Genomic DNA, 17,034 nt, shown 5'->3' with positions numbered 1-17,034 from the left:
GCGTAGCGTTCAGTCGAGATCGGCGCGCGCCGTTTCGTAGCCTTCTTCGTAACCCTCATCACCGGGTAGCGGGCCGCCGGGATAAGCAGGTCTCGGGCCAACCGCCTCTTCGGGCACCAAGGGCGCATCGCTGCGGCGATAGGTGTATTCGCTGTCCACCGGCGTGCGCGTGGCGGCACGCGCGCGGGCATAGTCAACGTCGCTCCACTGTGTGCCAGCCGGGGCCGATGCCTGCACCGCCGAATAGTCCTCACCACCGAAATCGACGCTGCGGATGCGTCCGTCATTGTCGATCCAGCAATTCCAGCCCTCGCCGCTGGTCAAAGTGCCTTCGACCCGCCAGCCATCGGCGGTGCGCCGCGCGCTGGTGACATAATCGACCCGCGCATCGCCGCGCTCAACCTGGTCGACGCACATATCAGCGGCATTGGCGATGCCATTGCTTTCGTAGTCGCGGTCGTAATCACGGTTGCGGCGGTCGGCATTGCGCTCGTAATCGTAATCGCTGTCGCGGTGGTCCCGCCGGCGATCATCGCCGTCCGCCGCATCAATGATCGTCGCGAGCGCCCCCAAAATGAGCACGCCCGTCACCACATCGCCGACATCGACCCCGCGCCGGTAGTGGCGACGGCGATAGCGGCGCGTCCACGGATCGGCATAGGCGTTCCATTCGGAGCCGGTCACTCCGCTATCCGCCAGCGTAGCGGTCCGTGCGGTTACGCCAGAGACAGCACTGGCATCGGCGGCTTGCACCGGAACCGCGCTGAAAACGAAAGTGCCTGCGAGAGCGGCAACACTTGCGGCGCGAAAATTGACGAGGGCCATGCGACCTTACCCCTGTTTGCGATATATCGCGTCCACGACTAGGCGGCCCAGGCTGACACCAGCCTGAACCGCCCGGTCTTTTACAATGCCTGCTTAGAGGCCGCGAATGCCGCTGAAATCGAGATCGGTGATCCGTCCGTCACGGCGCACATCGCATTCGAAGCGTCCTTCTTCCCAGCCATCATTGCGATAGCCGCGGCGGTAGCCATAGCCGCGCCCTTCACGCACCGCGATCCGGCCCTTGACCTCGAAGCCGCCGCGCTCGCGGTCGACATCGTAGATTTCATAGACTTCGGCGCGAGCACCCGAGTAACGCTGCGCGCGGCGTTCGGCGGCCTCGACACAACGTTCGACTGCGCTTCGTGCATTCAGCCCACGACTGTAGCGCCGGTCTCCGCGATAGTCCCGGTCATCGTAGCGATAGTCGCGGTCACGCGAGCGGTAGTCGCCGTCGCGGTAGCGATAATCATCGCGATAGCGGTAGTCATCGCGGTCATCATCACCGGACAGGATCACAGCGGCAAGACCGCCGAGAATGACCGCACCGGCGATCACTTCGCCTGCGGACAGTCCGTCATCACGATCATGATGGCGATCCTGCGCTGCGGCGGGAGCTGCCGCGGCCATGGCGCCGGCCGCAACAGTGGCGAACGCACCCTTGGCCAAGGCTTTGGACATGGTTTTCATAAGGCTTCTCCTTCAGTGACCGACGGCACCTTTGCCATCGATATGAAGGGTTCTACCGAATCGCCGTTGAGCCGATCCTGAACCCGCCGGTTGGCTGACATTCAGGAAACAGGCCTAATTCCTGAATGCCAGAACCAGCCTTATTCGGGCGCTTGCAGCCCGGTCCAATAGCCAAGGAAGCTCAAAATATCTGCCGCTTCCTCGATCGCCTTGTCGGTCGGCTTGCCCGATCCGTGGCCCGCGCGGGTCTCGATGCGGATCAGTTGCGGCCGCTCGCCAAGGTTCGCGGCCTGCAGCGCGGCGGTGTATTTGAAGCTGTGCCCCGGCACCACGCGGTCATCGGTGTCCGCCGTCGTCACCAGCAGCGCCGGATAGTCGGTGTCGGGCGTGATATTGTGATAGGGCGAATAGGCGCGCAGGATGCGCCAGTCTTCCTCGCGGTCGGGATAGCCGTAATCGTCCACCCAATAGCGGCCAGCGGTAAACTGGTCGAAACGCAACATATCCATCACGCCCACCGCAGCATTGCCTGCCGCGAAGAGATCTGGACGCTGGTTGACCACTGCGCCGACGAGCAGGCCGCCATTGGAGCCGCCCTGGATCGCGAGCCCGTCCTCCGGCGTGATGCCTTCGGCGATCAGATACTCACCCGCAGCGATGAAATCGTCGAACACGTTCTGCTTGTTCGCGCGGCGACCGCCATCGTGCCACGCGCGGCCATATTCGCCGCCGCCGCGGATATTCGCCATCACGAAGGCCCCGCCCGCTTCCACCCATGCCAAGCGGCTGGGCGAGAAGCCGGGAGTGAGCGAGATGTCAAACCCGCCATAGCCGTAGAGCAGCGTTGGCATGGCCTCCCCGCTGGCGGCGAGATCGGCGCGCCGGACGATGAACATCGGCACCCGGGTGCCGTCAAGGCTTTCGTAGAATTGCTGTTCGACCACGAAATTGTCGGGGTTGAAGGTCACTTCTGGCGCGGCGAAGGTGGAAGTCTCCCCGCTCACCACATCGTAGCGGTAGATCGTACCCGGACGGTTGAAGCTGGAGAAGCTGTAGAAGGTCTCGCTCTCGGTCGGCGATCCGCCGAAGCCGCCCGCGCTGCCGAGGCCGGCAAATTCGATCTCGCGCACCAGCTCGCCCTCGAGCGTCATCACATAGGCGCTGGAAGAGGCGTCTTCGAGATATTCGACGATCAGATGCCCGCCGACCATCGACGCGCCGTTGATGGGTTGCTCGCGTTCGGGGACGATTTCCGTCCAGCCCGCGTCGATATTGTCCATGTCGATCGACACGATGCGGTAAAGCGGCGCGTCCATATTGGTGGTGAAATAGAGCGTCGAGCCGACGCTCTCGATCAGGTTCCAGCTATGCTCGAAGCCGGTGACGAGCGGGTTCGCTTCCCAGCCATTGGTCTCGCGCGCATCGAGATCGATCATATGGATTTCGTAGCGCGAATCGGTGCCCGTGGAGGAAACGATCACCATCCACCGATCATCATCGGTCACACCCGCGCCGTGGCCGCGTTCGGGGTGGTCGGGGGTAGAGAAAACCAGCTGGTCGGCGGATTGGTCAGTGCCAAGCGCGTGGTAATACACCGCCTGGTTGTAATTGAGCGCCTGAAAATCCTCGCCCTCCTCCGGCTCGGGGAAGCGCGAATAGGTGAAGCCATCATTGCCCACCCAGCTGAGACCGGAGAACTTCACCCAGCGGATATCCTCACCGATATGTTCGCCGGTCGCGACATCGAGCACGCGCACGATACGCCAGTCGGTGCCGCCGTCCTGCACGCTGTAGAGCAGCTTCGTGCCATCGGGCGACGGCACCCATCCGCCGAGCGCGGTTGCGCCATCATCGGCCCATGCGTTCGGGTCGATCAGCAACTGCGGTTCACCATCAAGCCCGTCCTGATAATAGAGCGGCGACTGGTTTTGCAGGCCGGTATTGCGGGTAAAGAAATAGCGGTTGCCGCGCGCAACCGGTATGCCCATGCGCTCGTAATCGGTCAGCTCGGCAATGCGGGTGTTGAAATATTCCTGCATCGGCAGGTTTTCGAGATAGGCATCGGTGACCGCATTTTGCGCCTCTACCCACGCGGCGACTTCGGGGTTGTTGCGCACATCATCTTCGAGCCAGCGATAGGGATCGGCGACCTCTTCGCCAAAGATCGTTTCCACGACATCGCCGGTGCGGGTTTCGGGATAGGCGGGCGCGCTCATATCCTGCGCACTAGCAGCCGGAGCGATGATGGCGACAGCCGCAGCAGCGGCAAGAAGGTGACGGTTCATTGGGCCTCATGGGGTAAGGGTGTGGTCCGTTGTTGCGCGGTATAGTTGGCGATGAAACGGGTGCGATGCAAGCTCGTCCAACGCACATCCCTTACTTCCCGCTCACCCTGAGCTTGTCGAAGGGTTGTCCTTCACTTTCTGATCGAGCGCGGACAGGAAAAACAATGCTTCGACAGGCTCAGCATGAGCGGGTTAGGCAAGATGTAACTATTCCTCCAACGCCGCCAGCACATCGCGGGTGAAGGCCTCGATATCAAACCCCGAGCCCCCCGCCGGGTCTTCTCCTCGTCGCACGATCACGACATCGCGGCTTGGCACAACAACGATAAACTGCCCGCGATTGCCCGCAGCAAGGATCGTGTCCGCCGGGATGCCCTCGTGATTGTTGAGCAACCACCACCCCGCGCCATAGCCCCAGCCATTCGCCCCGTTCGGCTGCGGGCCGGAGGGCGTGGAGACGTACTCGACCCAACCTTCGGGGAGGATGCGTGTGCCGTCGGGCAGGACGCCGTCATTAAGGTAGAGCTCGCCGAACTGTGCGAGATCGCGGGCGTTCGACCAGACCTGGCTGGAGAGGATGTAATTACCCTGCCAGTCGGTTTCGGCAACGGTATGCTGCATCCGCAATGTCGCGAACAGATCAGCCGGAGAGTGCTCGGTTAGAGTTGGCTCAATTGCCTGTATCGCAGCAAGAGTATCGTTGTTGGCATAACGAAAGGTGCTGCCCGGCGCAACGATCAGCGGCCAGTCCACAGCCACTTCGTCCACCGTCGCCCCGCCAAAATAGAGCGCATCGGTGCGATTGCCTGGCGTATCGGAATAGCGCCCTGTCGCCATGCGCAAGGCGTCATCAATGGTAATTGCACGACGTGGATCGTCGTCGCCTTCACCGAGGCCCGCAGAGAATTCCACGCTGGTTTCACCGCGCTGCACGGCGGCACCGACAAGGGTCGCCGCAATGCTCTTGGCGACGGACCATGTGCGCTGCGGCGTCGAAGCATTGATACCTTCCGCGTAGATTTCCGCCCGACCGCGCGGTAACCTGTCGCTTAGCACGACGACCGCAGTGGTCCGGCTATCCGCGCCAAATGTGCCATCAAATGCCTCGGTGAAAGGCAACGTTATCGTATCGGTGCCCTGCAACTGAGCCCTGGGTCGAAACGGTGGCGGGGACCGCAAACCATCTTCGCGCGCGTGAACGGCAATCCCTATTGGTGCAATCGTGCATCCTGCATGTGGGGTGTGAACTGCGTAACGGGGGGGCATGGTTGCGTCCCACTGCACGGCAACATTATCGATCAAACCATCCGGTGTCCGCGCTATCGCAAACGAAAGCTCTCCAACAATCTCGTTCAATGGCGACTGGATACCTGTCAGCTCCCACTCCATCACGCTTTCCGGCGTACGCGTTGTCCCATTGCGCTCCGCATTCGCAATCGCACTGCACAGGAACATCGCCTTGTATCCCGCCGCCAGCGCGCGGTCATAGCGGCTCTGGAGATCCCTTTGCGAGATGCTCTGTGCAGTGGCGGGAGTGGCGAAGAGCAGCGTGGCGGCTGCGAGCAATGTCGTGCGGATCATGGCGCGCACTCTGCCAGCATTCGCGCAAAAGAAAAGGGCCGCCGGATCGTGTCCGACGGCCCTTTTCGTCCTCTCCCGAAAACTTAGGCGTCTTCGTATTCGTCCATCTCGCTCATATCGGGGCCGCTGTCCTGGCCCTTGGCGTCTTCGTCGCGGTCAACAAATTCGATGATCGCGATGGGGGCAGCGTCCGAGGCGCGGTAGCCGGCCTTGATGATGCGGGTGTAGCCGCCTTCACGGTCGGCATAACGCTCGGCCAGAACGTCGAACAGCTTCTTCAGCTGCGTGTCGTCCATCAGGCGGCTTTGCGCCAGACGACGGTTCGACAGGCCGCCGCGCTTTGCAAGCGTGACCAGCTTCTCGACGTAGGGACGCAGTTCCTTCGCCTTGGCAGTGGTGGTGGTGATCTGCTCGTGCTTGATCAGCGCAGCTGCCATGTTGCGGAACATGGCGGTGCGGTGCTGACTCTTGCGGCTGAGCTTACGGCCGGAAATACCGTGACGCATATTCTTTACTCCAGTTCGAAAAGGGCCCGTCTTACGGCAGCCCAGTGCTGGCGGCGCTTAGGGTGCGCCGCCGTTACCCTGATTAGCCGAGCAGCTCTTGTTCGAGCTTTTTGGCCATTTCTTCGATGTTCTCGGGCGGCCATCCGGGGATGTCCATGCCGAGGCGCAGGCCCATGCTGGAGAGCACTTCCTTAATTTCGTTCAAGGACTTGCGGCCAAAATTCGGGGTGCGCAGCATCTCGGCTTCGGTCTTCTGCACCAGATCGCCGATATAGATGATGTTGTCGTTCTTGAGGCAGTTGGCCGAACGGACCGACAGTTCCAGCTCGTCCACCTTCTTGAGAAGATAACGGTTGAGCTGGTTGGTGTCCGATTCCTGCGGCTCTGCAGCCACACCGATCATCGTTCCCTGCGGCTGCGGGATGCCGTCTTCGAAGTGGACGAACAGCGTCAGCTGGTCTTGCAGGATGCGCGCGGCATAGGCCACCGCGTCTTCCGGCGTGACCGTGCCGTCGGTTTCCACCGTCAGGCTCAGCTTGTCGAAGTCGAGTTCCTGACCCACACGGGCGTTCTCGACCTTGTAGCTGACCTGCTTGATCGGCGAATACAGGCTGTCGACCGGGATCAGGCCGATCGGTGCGTCAACCGGACGGTTGGCAACGGCGGGGGCATAACCCTTACCGGTGTCGGCGGTCAGCTCCATATTGAGCGTTGCGCCTTCGTCCAGATGGCAGATCACGAGATCCTTGTTGAGGATTTCGATATCGCCCGACACGGCAATGTCGCCAGCCTTGACTTCGCCGGGGCCGGTGGCGGACAGCTGCAGGCGCTTGGGGCCTTCGCCTTCCATCTTGAGCGCGATCTGCTTCACATTCAGCACGATGTCGGTGACGTCTTCGCGTACACCGGCGAGGCTGCTGAATTCGTGCAGCACGTTTTCGATCTTGATCGAAGTGATCGCGGCGCCCTGCAGGCTGGCGAGCAGCACGCGGCGCAGTGCGTTACCGAGCGTCAGGCCGTAGCCACGCTCGAGCGGTTCGGCAACGAAAGTCGCTTTGCGCTTCTTGTCCGTGCCTTCCTTGATTTCGAGAGAGTTGGGCTTCTTCAGTTCCTGCCAGTTCTTGGTATTGACGGACATGGACTTCCCCTAAAGGTGTTTTGTGGCGCAAAAGCCGCGGGGTGCGAAAACCGCCGCGGCCGATGCGATGACTGTGAGTGCGTCAGGCCGGATGCCCGACGCGGCAGGCTTCGATCAGACGCGACGACGCTTGGACGGGCGAACGCCGTTGTGCGGGATCGGCGTCACATCGCGGATGCTGGTGATGGTGAAACCCACCGCCTGCAGCGCGCGCAGAGCGCTTTCGCGGCCCGAACCCGGGCCCTTGATTTCGACTTCCAGCGTGCGGACACCGTGTTCGGCGGCTTTCTTGCCGGCATCGTCTGCGGCGACCTGTGCGGCATAGGGAGTCGACTTGCGGCTGCCCTTGAAGCCCATCATGCCGGCGCTCGACCAGCTGATGGCATTGCCCTGCGCATCGGTGATCGTCACCATGGTGTTGTTGAAGCTCGCATTGACGTGCGCGACGCCGCTGGAGATGTTCTTTTTGTCGCGGCGCCGGATACGGCCTGGTTCGCGTGCCATTGTTCGTGTTCCTCGTGTCTCGAAGAGAAGGGAAAAGCGCGGGAAATGTTCCCCGGCTTACTTCTTCTTGCCGGCGATCGGCTTGGCCTTGCCCTTGCGGGTGCGGGCGTTGGTGTGGGTGCGCTGACCGCGGACCGGAAGGCCCTTACGGTGACGCAGGCCGCGATAGCAGGCGAGGTCCATCAGGCGCTTGATATTCATCGCGGTGTCACGACGAAGGTCGCCTTCCACGGTGTAGTCTGCGTCAATGGTTTCGCGAATCTGCAGGACTTCGCCGTCCGACAGATCCTGCACGCGAGTCGCGTGATCAATGCCCAGCTTGTCGACGATCTTGCGCGCCGTAGTCGGACCGATACCGTGAATATAGGTGAGCGCGATAATCACGCGCTTGTTTGTGGGGATGTTTACCCCGGCAATACGAGCCACTTAAATCTCCATGCTCCACAGGGGTTTAGCGTGTTTCCGAAGCATCGGAAGGGCCGCCCCTATCTCATCGCTGATACCAACCGCAGTCTGCAATCAAGCCCTTCGACTGGCGCGCAAGAGGCTGCCGCCAATAAAGAATCTGCTCGCAATGCTACGAATGAAGGGCGCAGATAGGGTGATTCACCGCCTACGTCAACAGGCGAAAGCGAGCAGGTGGAGAACCACTGCCCGCTGGTGTGCGACCTCGTTGTCGGCAGGCTTATAGCGCGGCCTTGCACGCTAGTCAAAACGGGCGTTAACCCTCCTCCACTTCGCCGCCGAGCCGGGCTACCAGTCCGCCGAGAAATTCGCGCTGCACATTGTCCACAATCGGCGCGAGCATTTCCAGATCGATGCGCGAATGGCCGCCGGTGACATAGTCCCATTGGATGCGGGTGCCCTGGCCTTCATCGCTTAGCGTGACGGTAAGCGTTCCCGCCAGCCCTTCGGATTGCAGCGGGCCGAGCGAGCCAGACATCCGCAATACACTGCCCGGCATCACCATCACCACACGCATATGTTCGACCGAGCCTGCGGGCCAACCATCGGTGGCGGGGATCGTCTCGCAAAAGCAGCCGCCCGCTATGGCCTCGAGGCGCAGATTTGCCGGATTGTCAGACCATGTGTGCGTCCACCAGTTTTCCGGATGCACCAGTTCGCGCCAAACCTCGGCACGCGGCGCAGCGACGACGGCGCTGTTGGACGAGGCGAACCCGTCAGCATCGCCCGGTAGGGTTAGCGCTGCGGCGGGGGCCGGAAAAGCGCAAGCCAAAGCCAGCGCCCCTGCCGTCACTATAATCCTCACCGCTTTCCCTCCAACTAGCCCCGCCCTTCTCTAGGGCGCTCCAGCTTGCCGGACAATATCGGCAGCACCCTTTGCATTCGCCCTTGCCCGCACCCTGTCGCGGATTTTGCTTACCGCCGGATCGATACCGTAGACCGAAACGCAACACAGCAGGAAAAGCACGACCATCGCTGGCCCGAAATTCATCAGCCCTTCAAGATGCGGCCCCTTCACTCCGCGCCCGAAGAGCACGATCGAGGCAATCGCCGCGGCCTGCCAGTGGAGCAGATAAACGGGATAACAGAAGTCACCCAAGCGGGTGTCGAGCTTCTTCCATTTGGGTGCGAGCTTCAGATTGAGCAGGCAGATGATGATCCCGGCCGACATGAAGGCGTTCAAACCGTTGAACACCTCGCGCACGCGCCACCAGTCGCGGCCATAGAGGATCGTGAACACGAGCACCGCGAACATGATCGCCCAGCGCAGCAACACCAAGGACGGCAAGGACCACTTCCAGCGGGTAAGCTGCGCGGTGAGATAGTCCTTGTAGTGATAAGTCATCGCGCCAACCGCAAAAGGCAGGCTACCCCCGATCAGCGAACCGTAGACGCTCAGCATACCCCAGTTGAGCAGATAGGCGGTGCAATTATAAGCAAAACTGCCGAGGAACCACACCCAGGTGAGCCGCTTGTCGCGTGACAGCCCCAGCCCGATCAGTGCGTAGAACAGCAATTCCACCGTCAGCGCCCATGTCGGCGGGGACAGACGCGGTATCACCGATATGGGATTGGGGTCTGCATAGATCATGCTGACGTTCTGGAACCACTCCCACCCGTTGGCAGGCAGGGTGAAGGCGCGGTTGAGCGTCGACATTGTCGCTTCGCCGAACACCAGAATACAGATCACCGAAACGAGGCCTGCGTACCAGAAATTGGGATGGAGCCGTAGAACCCGGTTAAGCGCGAAGGCGCCGAAGCCCTTGGCGCTGTAACCATAAGTCTTCTGCATGATCATCGTCATGAGAAAACCGGACAGGGTGAAGAACGAAACGACCGCGAAGGGGCCAAGGATCGGGATCAGGAACAGGTGGTTGATCACCACCTCGAACGCCAGAATCAATCGCCAGAGTCCGAACATGAATCCCCCGTGATTGAATCAAAGCTCCCCTCGAGAGCCCGGTGCGCAGCGCGACAGCCTCTTAGGCGGAAGCGAGCGCCTTCTCAATCGCTTTGGTCACGTCGCCGATGGCGGCCATACCGTCCACCCGCTGCACAATGCCGCGTTCTTCGTAGATCGGCAGGATCGGTGCGGTCTTGGCGCGGTATTCGGCCATACGTGTGCGCACGGTTTCCTCGGTATCATCGGGGCGGCGCTTGAACTCGGTTCCGCCGCATTTGTCGCACACGCCTTCGGTCGCGGGCTGTTTGTGGCGTTCGTGATAGCCTTCGCCGCAATTGGCGCAGGTAAAGCGGCCGGTGATGCGATCAACCAGCGCGTCCTCGTCCACCGCCAGCTCGATCACCACCGCCAGCTTGCGGCCATGCTTTTCGAGAATCTCGTCGAGCGAATGGGCCTGCGCCGCGGTGCGCGGGTAGCCGTCAAAAATCGCGCCGACATCGTCGCCCATCTCGCCCAGCTTGGCATCAATCATCGCCGAGACGATCTCGTCCGAGACCAGCTCGCCCGCATCCATCACCGCTGCCACGCGTCGGCCCAGCTCGGTATCCGCCTTGCGCGTTTCGCGCAGCATATCGCCGGTCGAGAGCTGCATCATCCCGTGATGCTCCACCAGCAGGTTCGCCTGCGTACCCTTACCAGCGCCCGGAGGCCCGAGAAGAATGATGTTCATGATGTGACCTGACTCCCCGTCCACCTTAAGCCAGCCATGCTAGCCTAGCGCATCCGGCCCTTCAACTTAGCCTTTTTGATGAGATCGCCATACTGGTGGGCGAGCAGGTGCGACTGGATCTGGCTGATCGTGTCCACCGTGACGTTCACGACAATCAACAGGCTGGTGCCGCCAAGGAACAGCGGGATGCCCGTTTGCGCGATGCCATATTCGGGGATCACACAGACCGCGGTCAGATACAGCGCTCCGACCACGGTGATGCGGGTAAGCACATAATCGAGATATTCCGCCGTGCGCTTGCCCGGACGGATGCCCGGAATGAAGCCGCCATTCTTCTTGAGATTATCCGCCGTATCTTCCGGATTGAACACCACGGCGGTGTAGAAGAAGGCGAAGAACATGATGCCGATCGCGTAGAGCAGCATATAAAGCGGCTGCCCGTGCTGCAGATATTGCAGCGTGGATTGCAGAATCTGGCCCGTGGTCGTGCTCTGGTCGATCGAATTGCCCGCAAACTGGGTGATCGTGAGCGGCAACAGCAGCAGCGAGCTGGCGAAGATCGGCGGGATCACACCGGCGGTATTGAGCTTCAGCGGCAGGTGCGATCGGTCTGCCTGCATCCCGCCGCGCTGCGTCGCGCGCTTGGGATACTGGATCAGCAGCCGCCGCTGTGCGCGCTCGAAGAAGCAGATCACGAGGATCAGGATCACAATCATCACCACGAGACCGCCGATAACCACGCCGCTGATCGAGCCCGAACGACCGCCCTCGAACAGGTTGGCGGTGAAAGTCGGGAATTGCGCGACAATACCGGCCATAATGATGAGCGATACGCCATTGCCGATGCCGCGGCTCGTTACCTGCTCACCCAGCCAGAGGAGGAACATGGTGCCGCCGACAAGGTTGATAACCGCCACGATCTTGAAGACCAGGCCGGGGTTCACCACCGCCTGCAAACCGCTCTGCGCCCCGTACGCCTCAAGCCCGCTGGCCAGGAACCAGCCCTGGATGGCGCACAGGAACACCGTGCCATAGCGGGTATACTGGTTGAGCTTCTTGCGCCCCGCTTCGCCCTCTTTCTTGATGGCGATAAGCGAGGGATGCAGGGCCGCTGCCATCTGCACCACGATCGACGCGGTGATGTAAGGCATTACGCCGAGCGCGATCAGGCTCATCCGTTCGAGCGAGCCGCCGGAGAACATGTTGAACATGTCGAGGATGCCGCCGCGCGTCTGGTCATACAGCGTTTCCAGCACGGCGGGGTTCACACCCGGCAGCGGCACGAAGCTGAGGAAGCGGAACACGATCAGTGCCCCGATGGTGAACCAGATACGCTGCTTGAGTTCGGTCGCCTTGGAAAAGTTGGCGAAGCTCAGCGTGCTTGCGATATTATCGGCGCGTGAAGCCATGATACGTTGGTAATCCTGGTGTTGACGCCGGTCCCTCCCGGCTCAGGAGAGGTAGATAGGGAGGCGCGGGCGCGATGTCGAACCCGCGCTCCCTGTTTTTTGGTTTTATCCGGCCTTCTTGGCCTTGTTGGCCGCAGCGCGTTCGGCCTTCTTCTCGTGCTCTGGCTTGCCCAGATCGATGACATCGACCTTGCCGCCCGCCTTCTCGACCGCGGCAACAGCGCCCTTCGAGGCACCGGCAACGAGGAAAGTCAGCTTGGCGGTGAGTTCGCCCTTGCCGAGAAGACGCACGCCGTCCTTGCCACCGCGCGCCACACCGGCAGCCTTCAGCGCGGCGTGATCGACAGTTGCCTTGGCGTCCAGCTTGCCATTGTCGACGAGCTTCTGGATCTGGCCGAGATTGACTTCGGCATAATCCTTGCCGAACGGGTTGTTGAAGCCGCGCTTCGGCAGGCGCATATGCAGCGGCATCTGGCCGCCTTCGAAGCCCTTGATGGCGACGCCCGAACGGCTCTTCTGGCCCTTTTGGCCGCGACCGGCGGTCTTGCCCTTGCCCGAGCCGATACCACGGCCGACGCGAATGCGGCCCTTGCGGGAGCCTTCATTGTCACGGATGTCATTCAGTTTCATAATCTTGCACTCGCTGTAGTTTACCCCGGCAAAGGCCGGGGCCCAGTTGCTAAGCCCAGGAATGCGCGCGCGGAGCATTCCGGATTCCGGCCTTCGCCGGAATGACGGGAAGGGACGATTTCCCTTCCGTCACTGTCAAATCAGTCCACGATCTCCACAAGGTGCGGGATCTTGGCGACCGCGCCGCGAACTTCAGGGGTATCCTGCCGTTCGACAACCTTGTGCATCTTGTTCAGCCCAAGACCGATCAGGATCTTGCGCTGGCTTTCTGGACGGCGGATCGGCGAACCGATCTGCTTGATCTTGATAGTTGCCATGTCGATTACTCCGCAATCGCTTCAGCTTCGGCCTTCGCCTCGGCTTCGCTCGCGCCGCCACGGCCCAGCAGATCGGCAATCTTCTTGCCGCGACGCTGTGCAACCGACTTCGGCGAAGACTGGTTGCCCAGGCCGTCGAAAGTGGCGCGGATCATGTTGTAGGGGTTGGAAGTGCCGACCGACTTGGTCACCACGTCAGCCACGCCCAGCGCTTCGAACACGGCGCGCATCGGGCCACCGGCGATGATGCCGGTGCCGGGAGGTGCCGAGCGGACCACCACGCGGCCAGCGCCAAAGTGGCCGGTTCCGTCATGGTGCAGCGTGCGGCCTTCCTTAAGCGGAACGCGGATCATCTTTTTCTTGGCGGCAGCAGTTGCCTTGTTGATGGCTTCAGGCACTTCGCGGGCCTTGCCATGGCCAAAGCCAACGCGGCCCTTGCCGTCACCCACCACGACCAGCGCAGCGAAGCCGAAGCGCTTACCGCCCTTCACCACCTTCGCAACGCGATTGATGTGCACGAGCTTTTCGATCAGCTCCTCGCCACCATCGTCATCGCCATCGCGGCCACGGCGATCATCGCGTCCACGGCCACGGCCACGTCCGCCATCGCGACCACCGCCACGATTGTCGTCACGGCCACCGCGACCGCCGCGCTGACGGGGACGACCTTCGTCGCCCTGCGCCGCATCCTGGTTGGCGTGAGCCTCGCTCTCGGTAGTGGTCGGTGTGGGCGTTTCGCCCGCATTGTCCACCACGGCTTCGGGGGTGGTCTCTTCGGTGTTGTTGGTTTCGTCAGCCATCATCAGAACTCCAGCCCGCCTTCGCGAGCGGCATCGGCCAGCGCCTTGACGCGACCATGGAACAGGAACCCGCCGCGATCGAACACGACAGAGGTCACACCGGCCTTTTTGGCAGCGGCGGCAATATCCTTGCCCACCTTGGCAGCGGCTTCGACATTGGCGCCCTTGCCACCCAGCGTATTGGCGGCGGCCACGGTGCGGCCATCAGCATCGTCGATGATCTGCGCGTAAATGTGCTGACCGGTGCGATGCACCGACAGGCGGGGCTTGCCACCGGCACGCTTGCGCAGCGCGGTACGCACGCGGCGACGACGACGTTCAAAGAGAGAAAGCTTTGCCATCTTACTTCTTCTTTCCTTCCTTGCGGAAGATGTACTCGCCGCGATACTTCACGCCCTTGCCCTTGTACGGCTCGGGCTTGCGCCATTCGCGGATCTCGGCAGCGAACTGACCGACCTTCTGCTTGTCGATGCCCGAAATTTCGACCGTGGTCTGGTCGGGCGTGTTGACCGTCAGGCCTTCGGGAACATCGAGATCGATGTCGTGCGAGAAACCGAGCTGAAGCTTCAGCTTCTTGCCCTGCGCCTGCGCACGGTAACCGACGCCGGTGATTTCCAGCACCTTGACGAAACCTTCGCTCACCCCGTCGACCAGGTTCTGCACCAGCGTGCGCTGCATGCCCCAGAACTGACGGGCCTGCTTGGTCTTGTTGATCGGGTTGACCTGGATTTCCTCGCCTTCGATCTTGTATTCGATCAGCTCGAACATGGACATGGAGAGCTCGCCCTTGGGGCCCTTTACGCTCAGCACGCCGTTGTCGATCTTGGCGGTGACACCTGCCGGAATCGCAACCGGCCTTTTACCGATGCGGCTCATCAGAACACCTCCGCCAGCACTTCACCGCCGACATTGTCGTTGCGCGCTTCGTTATCCGAGAGCACGCCCTTGGGCGTCGAGACGATGGTGATACCAAGGCCGTTGCGCACCATCGGCAGTTCCTTCGAACCCGAATAGACGCGGCGACCCGGCTTGGACACGCGGGCGATGTGCTTGATCGCAGGCTCGCCCTCGAAATACTTCAGTTCAATCCGCAGCGCGGGGTGCTTGCCCGTGGTGTCTTCGCTGTAGCCACGGATGTAGCCTTCGCGCTGGAGCACTTCGAGCACGTTCGCACGCAGCTTCGACGCGGGCGAGAGGACGGAATCCTTCTTCGCCTGCTGGCCGTTGCGGATACGGGTGAGCATATCACCCAGGGGATCGGTCATAGGCATAGTCTAATTCCTCACCAGCTCGACTTGGTCACGCCCGGGATCATGCCCTTGTTGGCGAGATCACGGAGTTCGATACGGCAAAGGCCGAACTTGCGGTAATAGCCGCGCGGGCGGCCGGTGGTGTTGCAGCGGTTGCGAACACGCGTGGGGTTCGCATTGCGAGGAAGCTCGGCCATTTTCAGGCGTGCCATCAGACGCTCGGTATCATCGAGCGACTCATCGTCGGCAATTGCCTTCAGCTTCGCGTATTTCGCGGCATACTTCTTGACGAGAACCTTGCGCTTCTCGTTCTTGTTAATGGAACTCAGTTTCGCCATTGGACTTAAGCTCTCCTAAGCGGCTTCACGCCGCTTCCTTGTCTTCGGCCTGCTCGGCCGGGAACGGGAACCCGAAGAGACGCAGCAATTCGCGCGCTTCTTCATCGGTCTTTGCGGTGGTGGTGACGATGATGTCCATGCCACGCACCTTTTCGATCCTGTCGTAGCTGATCTCGGGGAAGATGATCTGCTCCTTGATGCCCATGGCGTAGTTGCCATTGCCATCGAACGAATTCGGATTGAGGCCGCGGAAGTCGCGGATGCGCGGCATCGCGATCGTCACCAGACGATCGAGGAATTCGTACATCCGGTCACGACGCAGATTGACCTTGCAGCCGATCGGCATACCGTCGCGCAGCTTGAACTGGGCGATCGACTTCTTGGCCTTGGTAATCACCGGCTTCTGGCCGGCAATCAGCTGCATTTCCTCAGCGGCCGTCTGGACCTTCTTCTTGTCCTGGCTGGCTTCGCCCACACCCATGTTGAGCGTGATCTTTTCCAGCTTCGGAACCTGCATCGGGTTGGCGTAGCCGAACTTCTCGGTCATCGCCTTCACGATCTCGGCCTGATACTTATGCTTCAGGCGGGGGGTATAATCAGCCATCGATGGTCTCCCCGGACTTGACAGCAACGCGCACCTTCTTGCCGTCCTTCGTTTCGAAACGGACGCGGGTGGGCTTGCCATCCTTGGGATCGGCGATAGCGACCTTCGAGATCGCCAGCGGTGCGGGAACACGGTCAATGCCGCCCTGCGGGTTCGCCTGGCTCGGCTTGCGGTGGCGGGTCATCACATTGACGCCTTCCACCAGCACCTTGCCATCCTTCGGCATAACCTGCTGGACAGTGCCGGTCTGGCCCTTGTCCTTGCCGGACAGGACAACGACGGTGTCACCCTTCTTGATCTTTGCAGCGCCCATCACAGCACCTCCGGAGCGAGCGAGATGATCTTCATGAAGCCCTTGCCGCGCAGTTCGCGCACAACCGGCCCGAAGATACGCGTGCCGATCGGCTCTTCGTTCTTGTTGACGAGAACCGCGGCATTGCTGTCGAAACGGATCACGCTGCCATCGGGGCGGCGGACATCCTTGCGGGTACGCACGATCACCGCGCGGTGAACGTCACCCTTCTTCACGCGGGCACGCGGCTGGGCTTCCTTTACGGAAACCACGATCACGTCTCCGACACTCGCGAACCGGCGCTTCGAGCCGCCCAGCACCTTGATGCACTGGACGCGCTTGGCGCCGCTATTGTCCGCGACGTCGAGATTGGATTGCATCTGGATCATTGATCCGGTTCCTTCTCATTGGCTTGCCGAGACACCCAAAATCGACTGGGGCCCGGCAGTTCCTAACGTCAAATTACTCGGCGTTACCCGGAGTGGCTTCTGCGACATCGAGGTTGGCTTCCACAGCCTGCCCCTTGCTGGCGACGAGACGGTCAATCACCGTCCAGGTCTTGGTCTTGGAGATCGGTCGGGTCTCCTCGATGCGAACCTTGTCACCCACGACGTATTCGTTCTTCTCGTCGTGCGCGTGATACTTCTTCGACCGCTTGATGATCTTGCCATACAGCGGGTGCTTCACCCGGCGCTCGACATTCACGGTCACAGTCTTGTCGGTCTTGTCGGAGGTGACAATACCGGTGAGAATACGCTTCGGCATCGTTT

At 61.3% G+C, this 17,034-nt stretch carries 23 protein-coding genes; all 23 read right to left on the bottom strand.

The window, feature by feature from the left end:
- Positions 1-9 precede the first annotated feature (9 nt).
- Positions 10-825 carry a hypothetical protein gene (locus tag ACS0VV_RS03920; protein WP_483531422.1) on the bottom strand — a complete coding sequence of 272 codons (816 nt, stop codon included), beginning with the start codon at positions 823-825 and terminating at the stop codon, positions 10-12.
- 93 nt (positions 826-918) lie between these two features.
- Positions 919-1,512, bottom strand: coding sequence for a hypothetical protein (locus ACS0VV_RS03915; RefSeq protein ID WP_483531421.1), 594 nt, complete (start codon positions 1,510-1,512; stop codon positions 919-921).
- A 140-nt stretch (positions 1,513-1,652) separates the two neighbouring features.
- Positions 1,653-3,797, bottom strand: a complete 2,145-nt coding sequence (locus ACS0VV_RS03910; RefSeq protein ID WP_483531420.1) for a prolyl oligopeptidase family serine peptidase — start codon at positions 3,795-3,797, stop codon at positions 1,653-1,655.
- 207 nt (positions 3,798-4,004) lie between these two features.
- Complete coding sequence (locus ACS0VV_RS03905) at positions 4,005-5,378, bottom strand: serine hydrolase domain-containing protein (RefSeq protein WP_483531419.1); 1,374 nt, start codon at positions 5,376-5,378, stop codon at positions 4,005-4,007.
- Positions 5,379-5,461: 83 nt separating this feature from the next.
- A complete protein-coding gene (rplQ, locus tag ACS0VV_RS03900) occupies positions 5,462-5,884 on the bottom strand; it encodes a 50S ribosomal protein L17 (protein ID WP_483531418.1) in 423 nt (140 codons plus the stop codon).
- A gap of 82 nt (positions 5,885-5,966) precedes the next feature.
- A complete protein-coding gene (locus tag ACS0VV_RS03895) occupies positions 5,967-7,022 on the bottom strand; it encodes a DNA-directed RNA polymerase subunit alpha (RefSeq protein WP_483531417.1) in 1,056 nt (351 codons plus the stop codon).
- Positions 7,023-7,136: 114 nt separating this feature from the next.
- A complete protein-coding gene (rpsK, locus tag ACS0VV_RS03890; protein WP_151974109.1) occupies positions 7,137-7,526 on the bottom strand; it encodes a 30S ribosomal protein S11 in 390 nt (129 codons plus the stop codon).
- Positions 7,527-7,583: 57 nt separating this feature from the next.
- Positions 7,584-7,952, bottom strand: coding sequence for a 30S ribosomal protein S13 (rpsM, locus tag ACS0VV_RS03885; protein WP_483531416.1), 369 nt, complete (start codon positions 7,950-7,952; stop codon positions 7,584-7,586).
- A 295-nt stretch (positions 7,953-8,247) separates the two neighbouring features.
- Positions 8,248-8,796, bottom strand: coding sequence for an SRPBCC family protein (locus tag ACS0VV_RS03880; RefSeq protein WP_483531415.1), 549 nt, complete (start codon positions 8,794-8,796; stop codon positions 8,248-8,250).
- A 30-nt stretch (positions 8,797-8,826) separates the two neighbouring features.
- Positions 8,827-9,912 (bottom strand): acyltransferase family protein, encoded by a 1,086-nt coding sequence (locus tag ACS0VV_RS03875; protein WP_483531414.1) that lies wholly within the window; start codon positions 9,910-9,912, stop codon positions 8,827-8,829.
- A gap of 61 nt (positions 9,913-9,973) precedes the next feature.
- On the bottom strand, positions 9,974-10,624 hold the full coding sequence (locus ACS0VV_RS03870) for an adenylate kinase (RefSeq protein WP_483531413.1): 651 nt from the start codon (positions 10,622-10,624) through the stop codon (positions 9,974-9,976).
- A 44-nt stretch (positions 10,625-10,668) separates the two neighbouring features.
- The gene (secY, locus tag ACS0VV_RS03865) at positions 10,669-12,033 is read right to left on the bottom strand and encodes a preprotein translocase subunit SecY (protein ID WP_483531412.1); all 1,365 of its coding nucleotides are present in this window, start codon (positions 12,031-12,033) and stop codon (positions 10,669-10,671) included.
- A 105-nt stretch (positions 12,034-12,138) separates the two neighbouring features.
- Entirely contained in the window at positions 12,139-12,663 is a 525-nt protein-coding gene (rplO, locus tag ACS0VV_RS03860) for a 50S ribosomal protein L15 (protein ID WP_483531411.1), read from the bottom strand.
- 140 nt (positions 12,664-12,803) lie between these two features.
- The gene (gene rpmD, locus ACS0VV_RS03855) at positions 12,804-12,980 is read right to left on the bottom strand and encodes a 50S ribosomal protein L30 (protein ID WP_007164605.1); all 177 of its coding nucleotides are present in this window, start codon (positions 12,978-12,980) and stop codon (positions 12,804-12,806) included.
- A gap of 5 nt (positions 12,981-12,985) precedes the next feature.
- Positions 12,986-13,783: a 30S ribosomal protein S5 gene (gene rpsE / locus ACS0VV_RS03850; RefSeq protein ID WP_483531410.1), complete on the bottom strand. Its 798-nt coding sequence runs from the start codon at positions 13,781-13,783 to the stop codon at positions 12,986-12,988.
- Positions 13,783-14,121 carry a 50S ribosomal protein L18 gene (gene rplR / locus ACS0VV_RS03845; protein WP_483531409.1) on the bottom strand — a complete coding sequence of 113 codons (339 nt, stop codon included), beginning with the start codon at positions 14,119-14,121 and terminating at the stop codon, positions 13,783-13,785. Before rplR ends, rpsE begins: the two co-directional genes overlap by 1 nt.
- Position 14,122: 1 nt before the next feature.
- On the bottom strand, positions 14,123-14,656 hold the full coding sequence (rplF, locus tag ACS0VV_RS03840) for a 50S ribosomal protein L6 (RefSeq protein WP_483531408.1): 534 nt from the start codon (positions 14,654-14,656) through the stop codon (positions 14,123-14,125).
- Positions 14,656-15,051: a 30S ribosomal protein S8 gene (gene rpsH, locus ACS0VV_RS03835; protein WP_483531407.1), complete on the bottom strand. Its 396-nt coding sequence runs from the start codon at positions 15,049-15,051 to the stop codon at positions 14,656-14,658. Before rpsH ends, rplF begins: the two co-directional genes overlap by 1 nt.
- Before the next feature lie 11 nt (positions 15,052-15,062).
- Positions 15,063-15,368 (bottom strand): 30S ribosomal protein S14, encoded by a 306-nt coding sequence (rpsN, locus tag ACS0VV_RS03830; protein WP_483531406.1) that lies wholly within the window; start codon positions 15,366-15,368, stop codon positions 15,063-15,065.
- A gap of 25 nt (positions 15,369-15,393) precedes the next feature.
- Positions 15,394-15,972, bottom strand: coding sequence for a 50S ribosomal protein L5 (gene rplE, locus ACS0VV_RS03825; protein ID WP_483531405.1), 579 nt, complete (start codon positions 15,970-15,972; stop codon positions 15,394-15,396).
- Complete coding sequence (gene rplX / locus ACS0VV_RS03820; RefSeq protein ID WP_483531404.1) at positions 15,965-16,285, bottom strand: 50S ribosomal protein L24; 321 nt, start codon at positions 16,283-16,285, stop codon at positions 15,965-15,967. The genes rplE and rplX overlap by 8 nt, the downstream gene beginning before the upstream one ends.
- Positions 16,285-16,653, bottom strand: a complete 369-nt coding sequence (gene rplN / locus ACS0VV_RS03815; RefSeq protein WP_151974096.1) for a 50S ribosomal protein L14 — start codon at positions 16,651-16,653, stop codon at positions 16,285-16,287. Before rplN ends, rplX begins: the two co-directional genes overlap by 1 nt.
- Positions 16,654-16,726: 73 nt before the next feature.
- Positions 16,727-17,029, bottom strand: a complete 303-nt coding sequence (gene rpsQ / locus ACS0VV_RS03810; RefSeq protein ID WP_483531403.1) for a 30S ribosomal protein S17 — start codon at positions 17,027-17,029, stop codon at positions 16,727-16,729.
- Between the last annotated feature and the right edge of the window lie 5 nt (positions 17,030-17,034).

The organism is Aurantiacibacter sp. KMU-128, from assembly GCF_056933515.1.
This window is presented reverse-complemented; position numbering and strand designations above follow the sequence as displayed.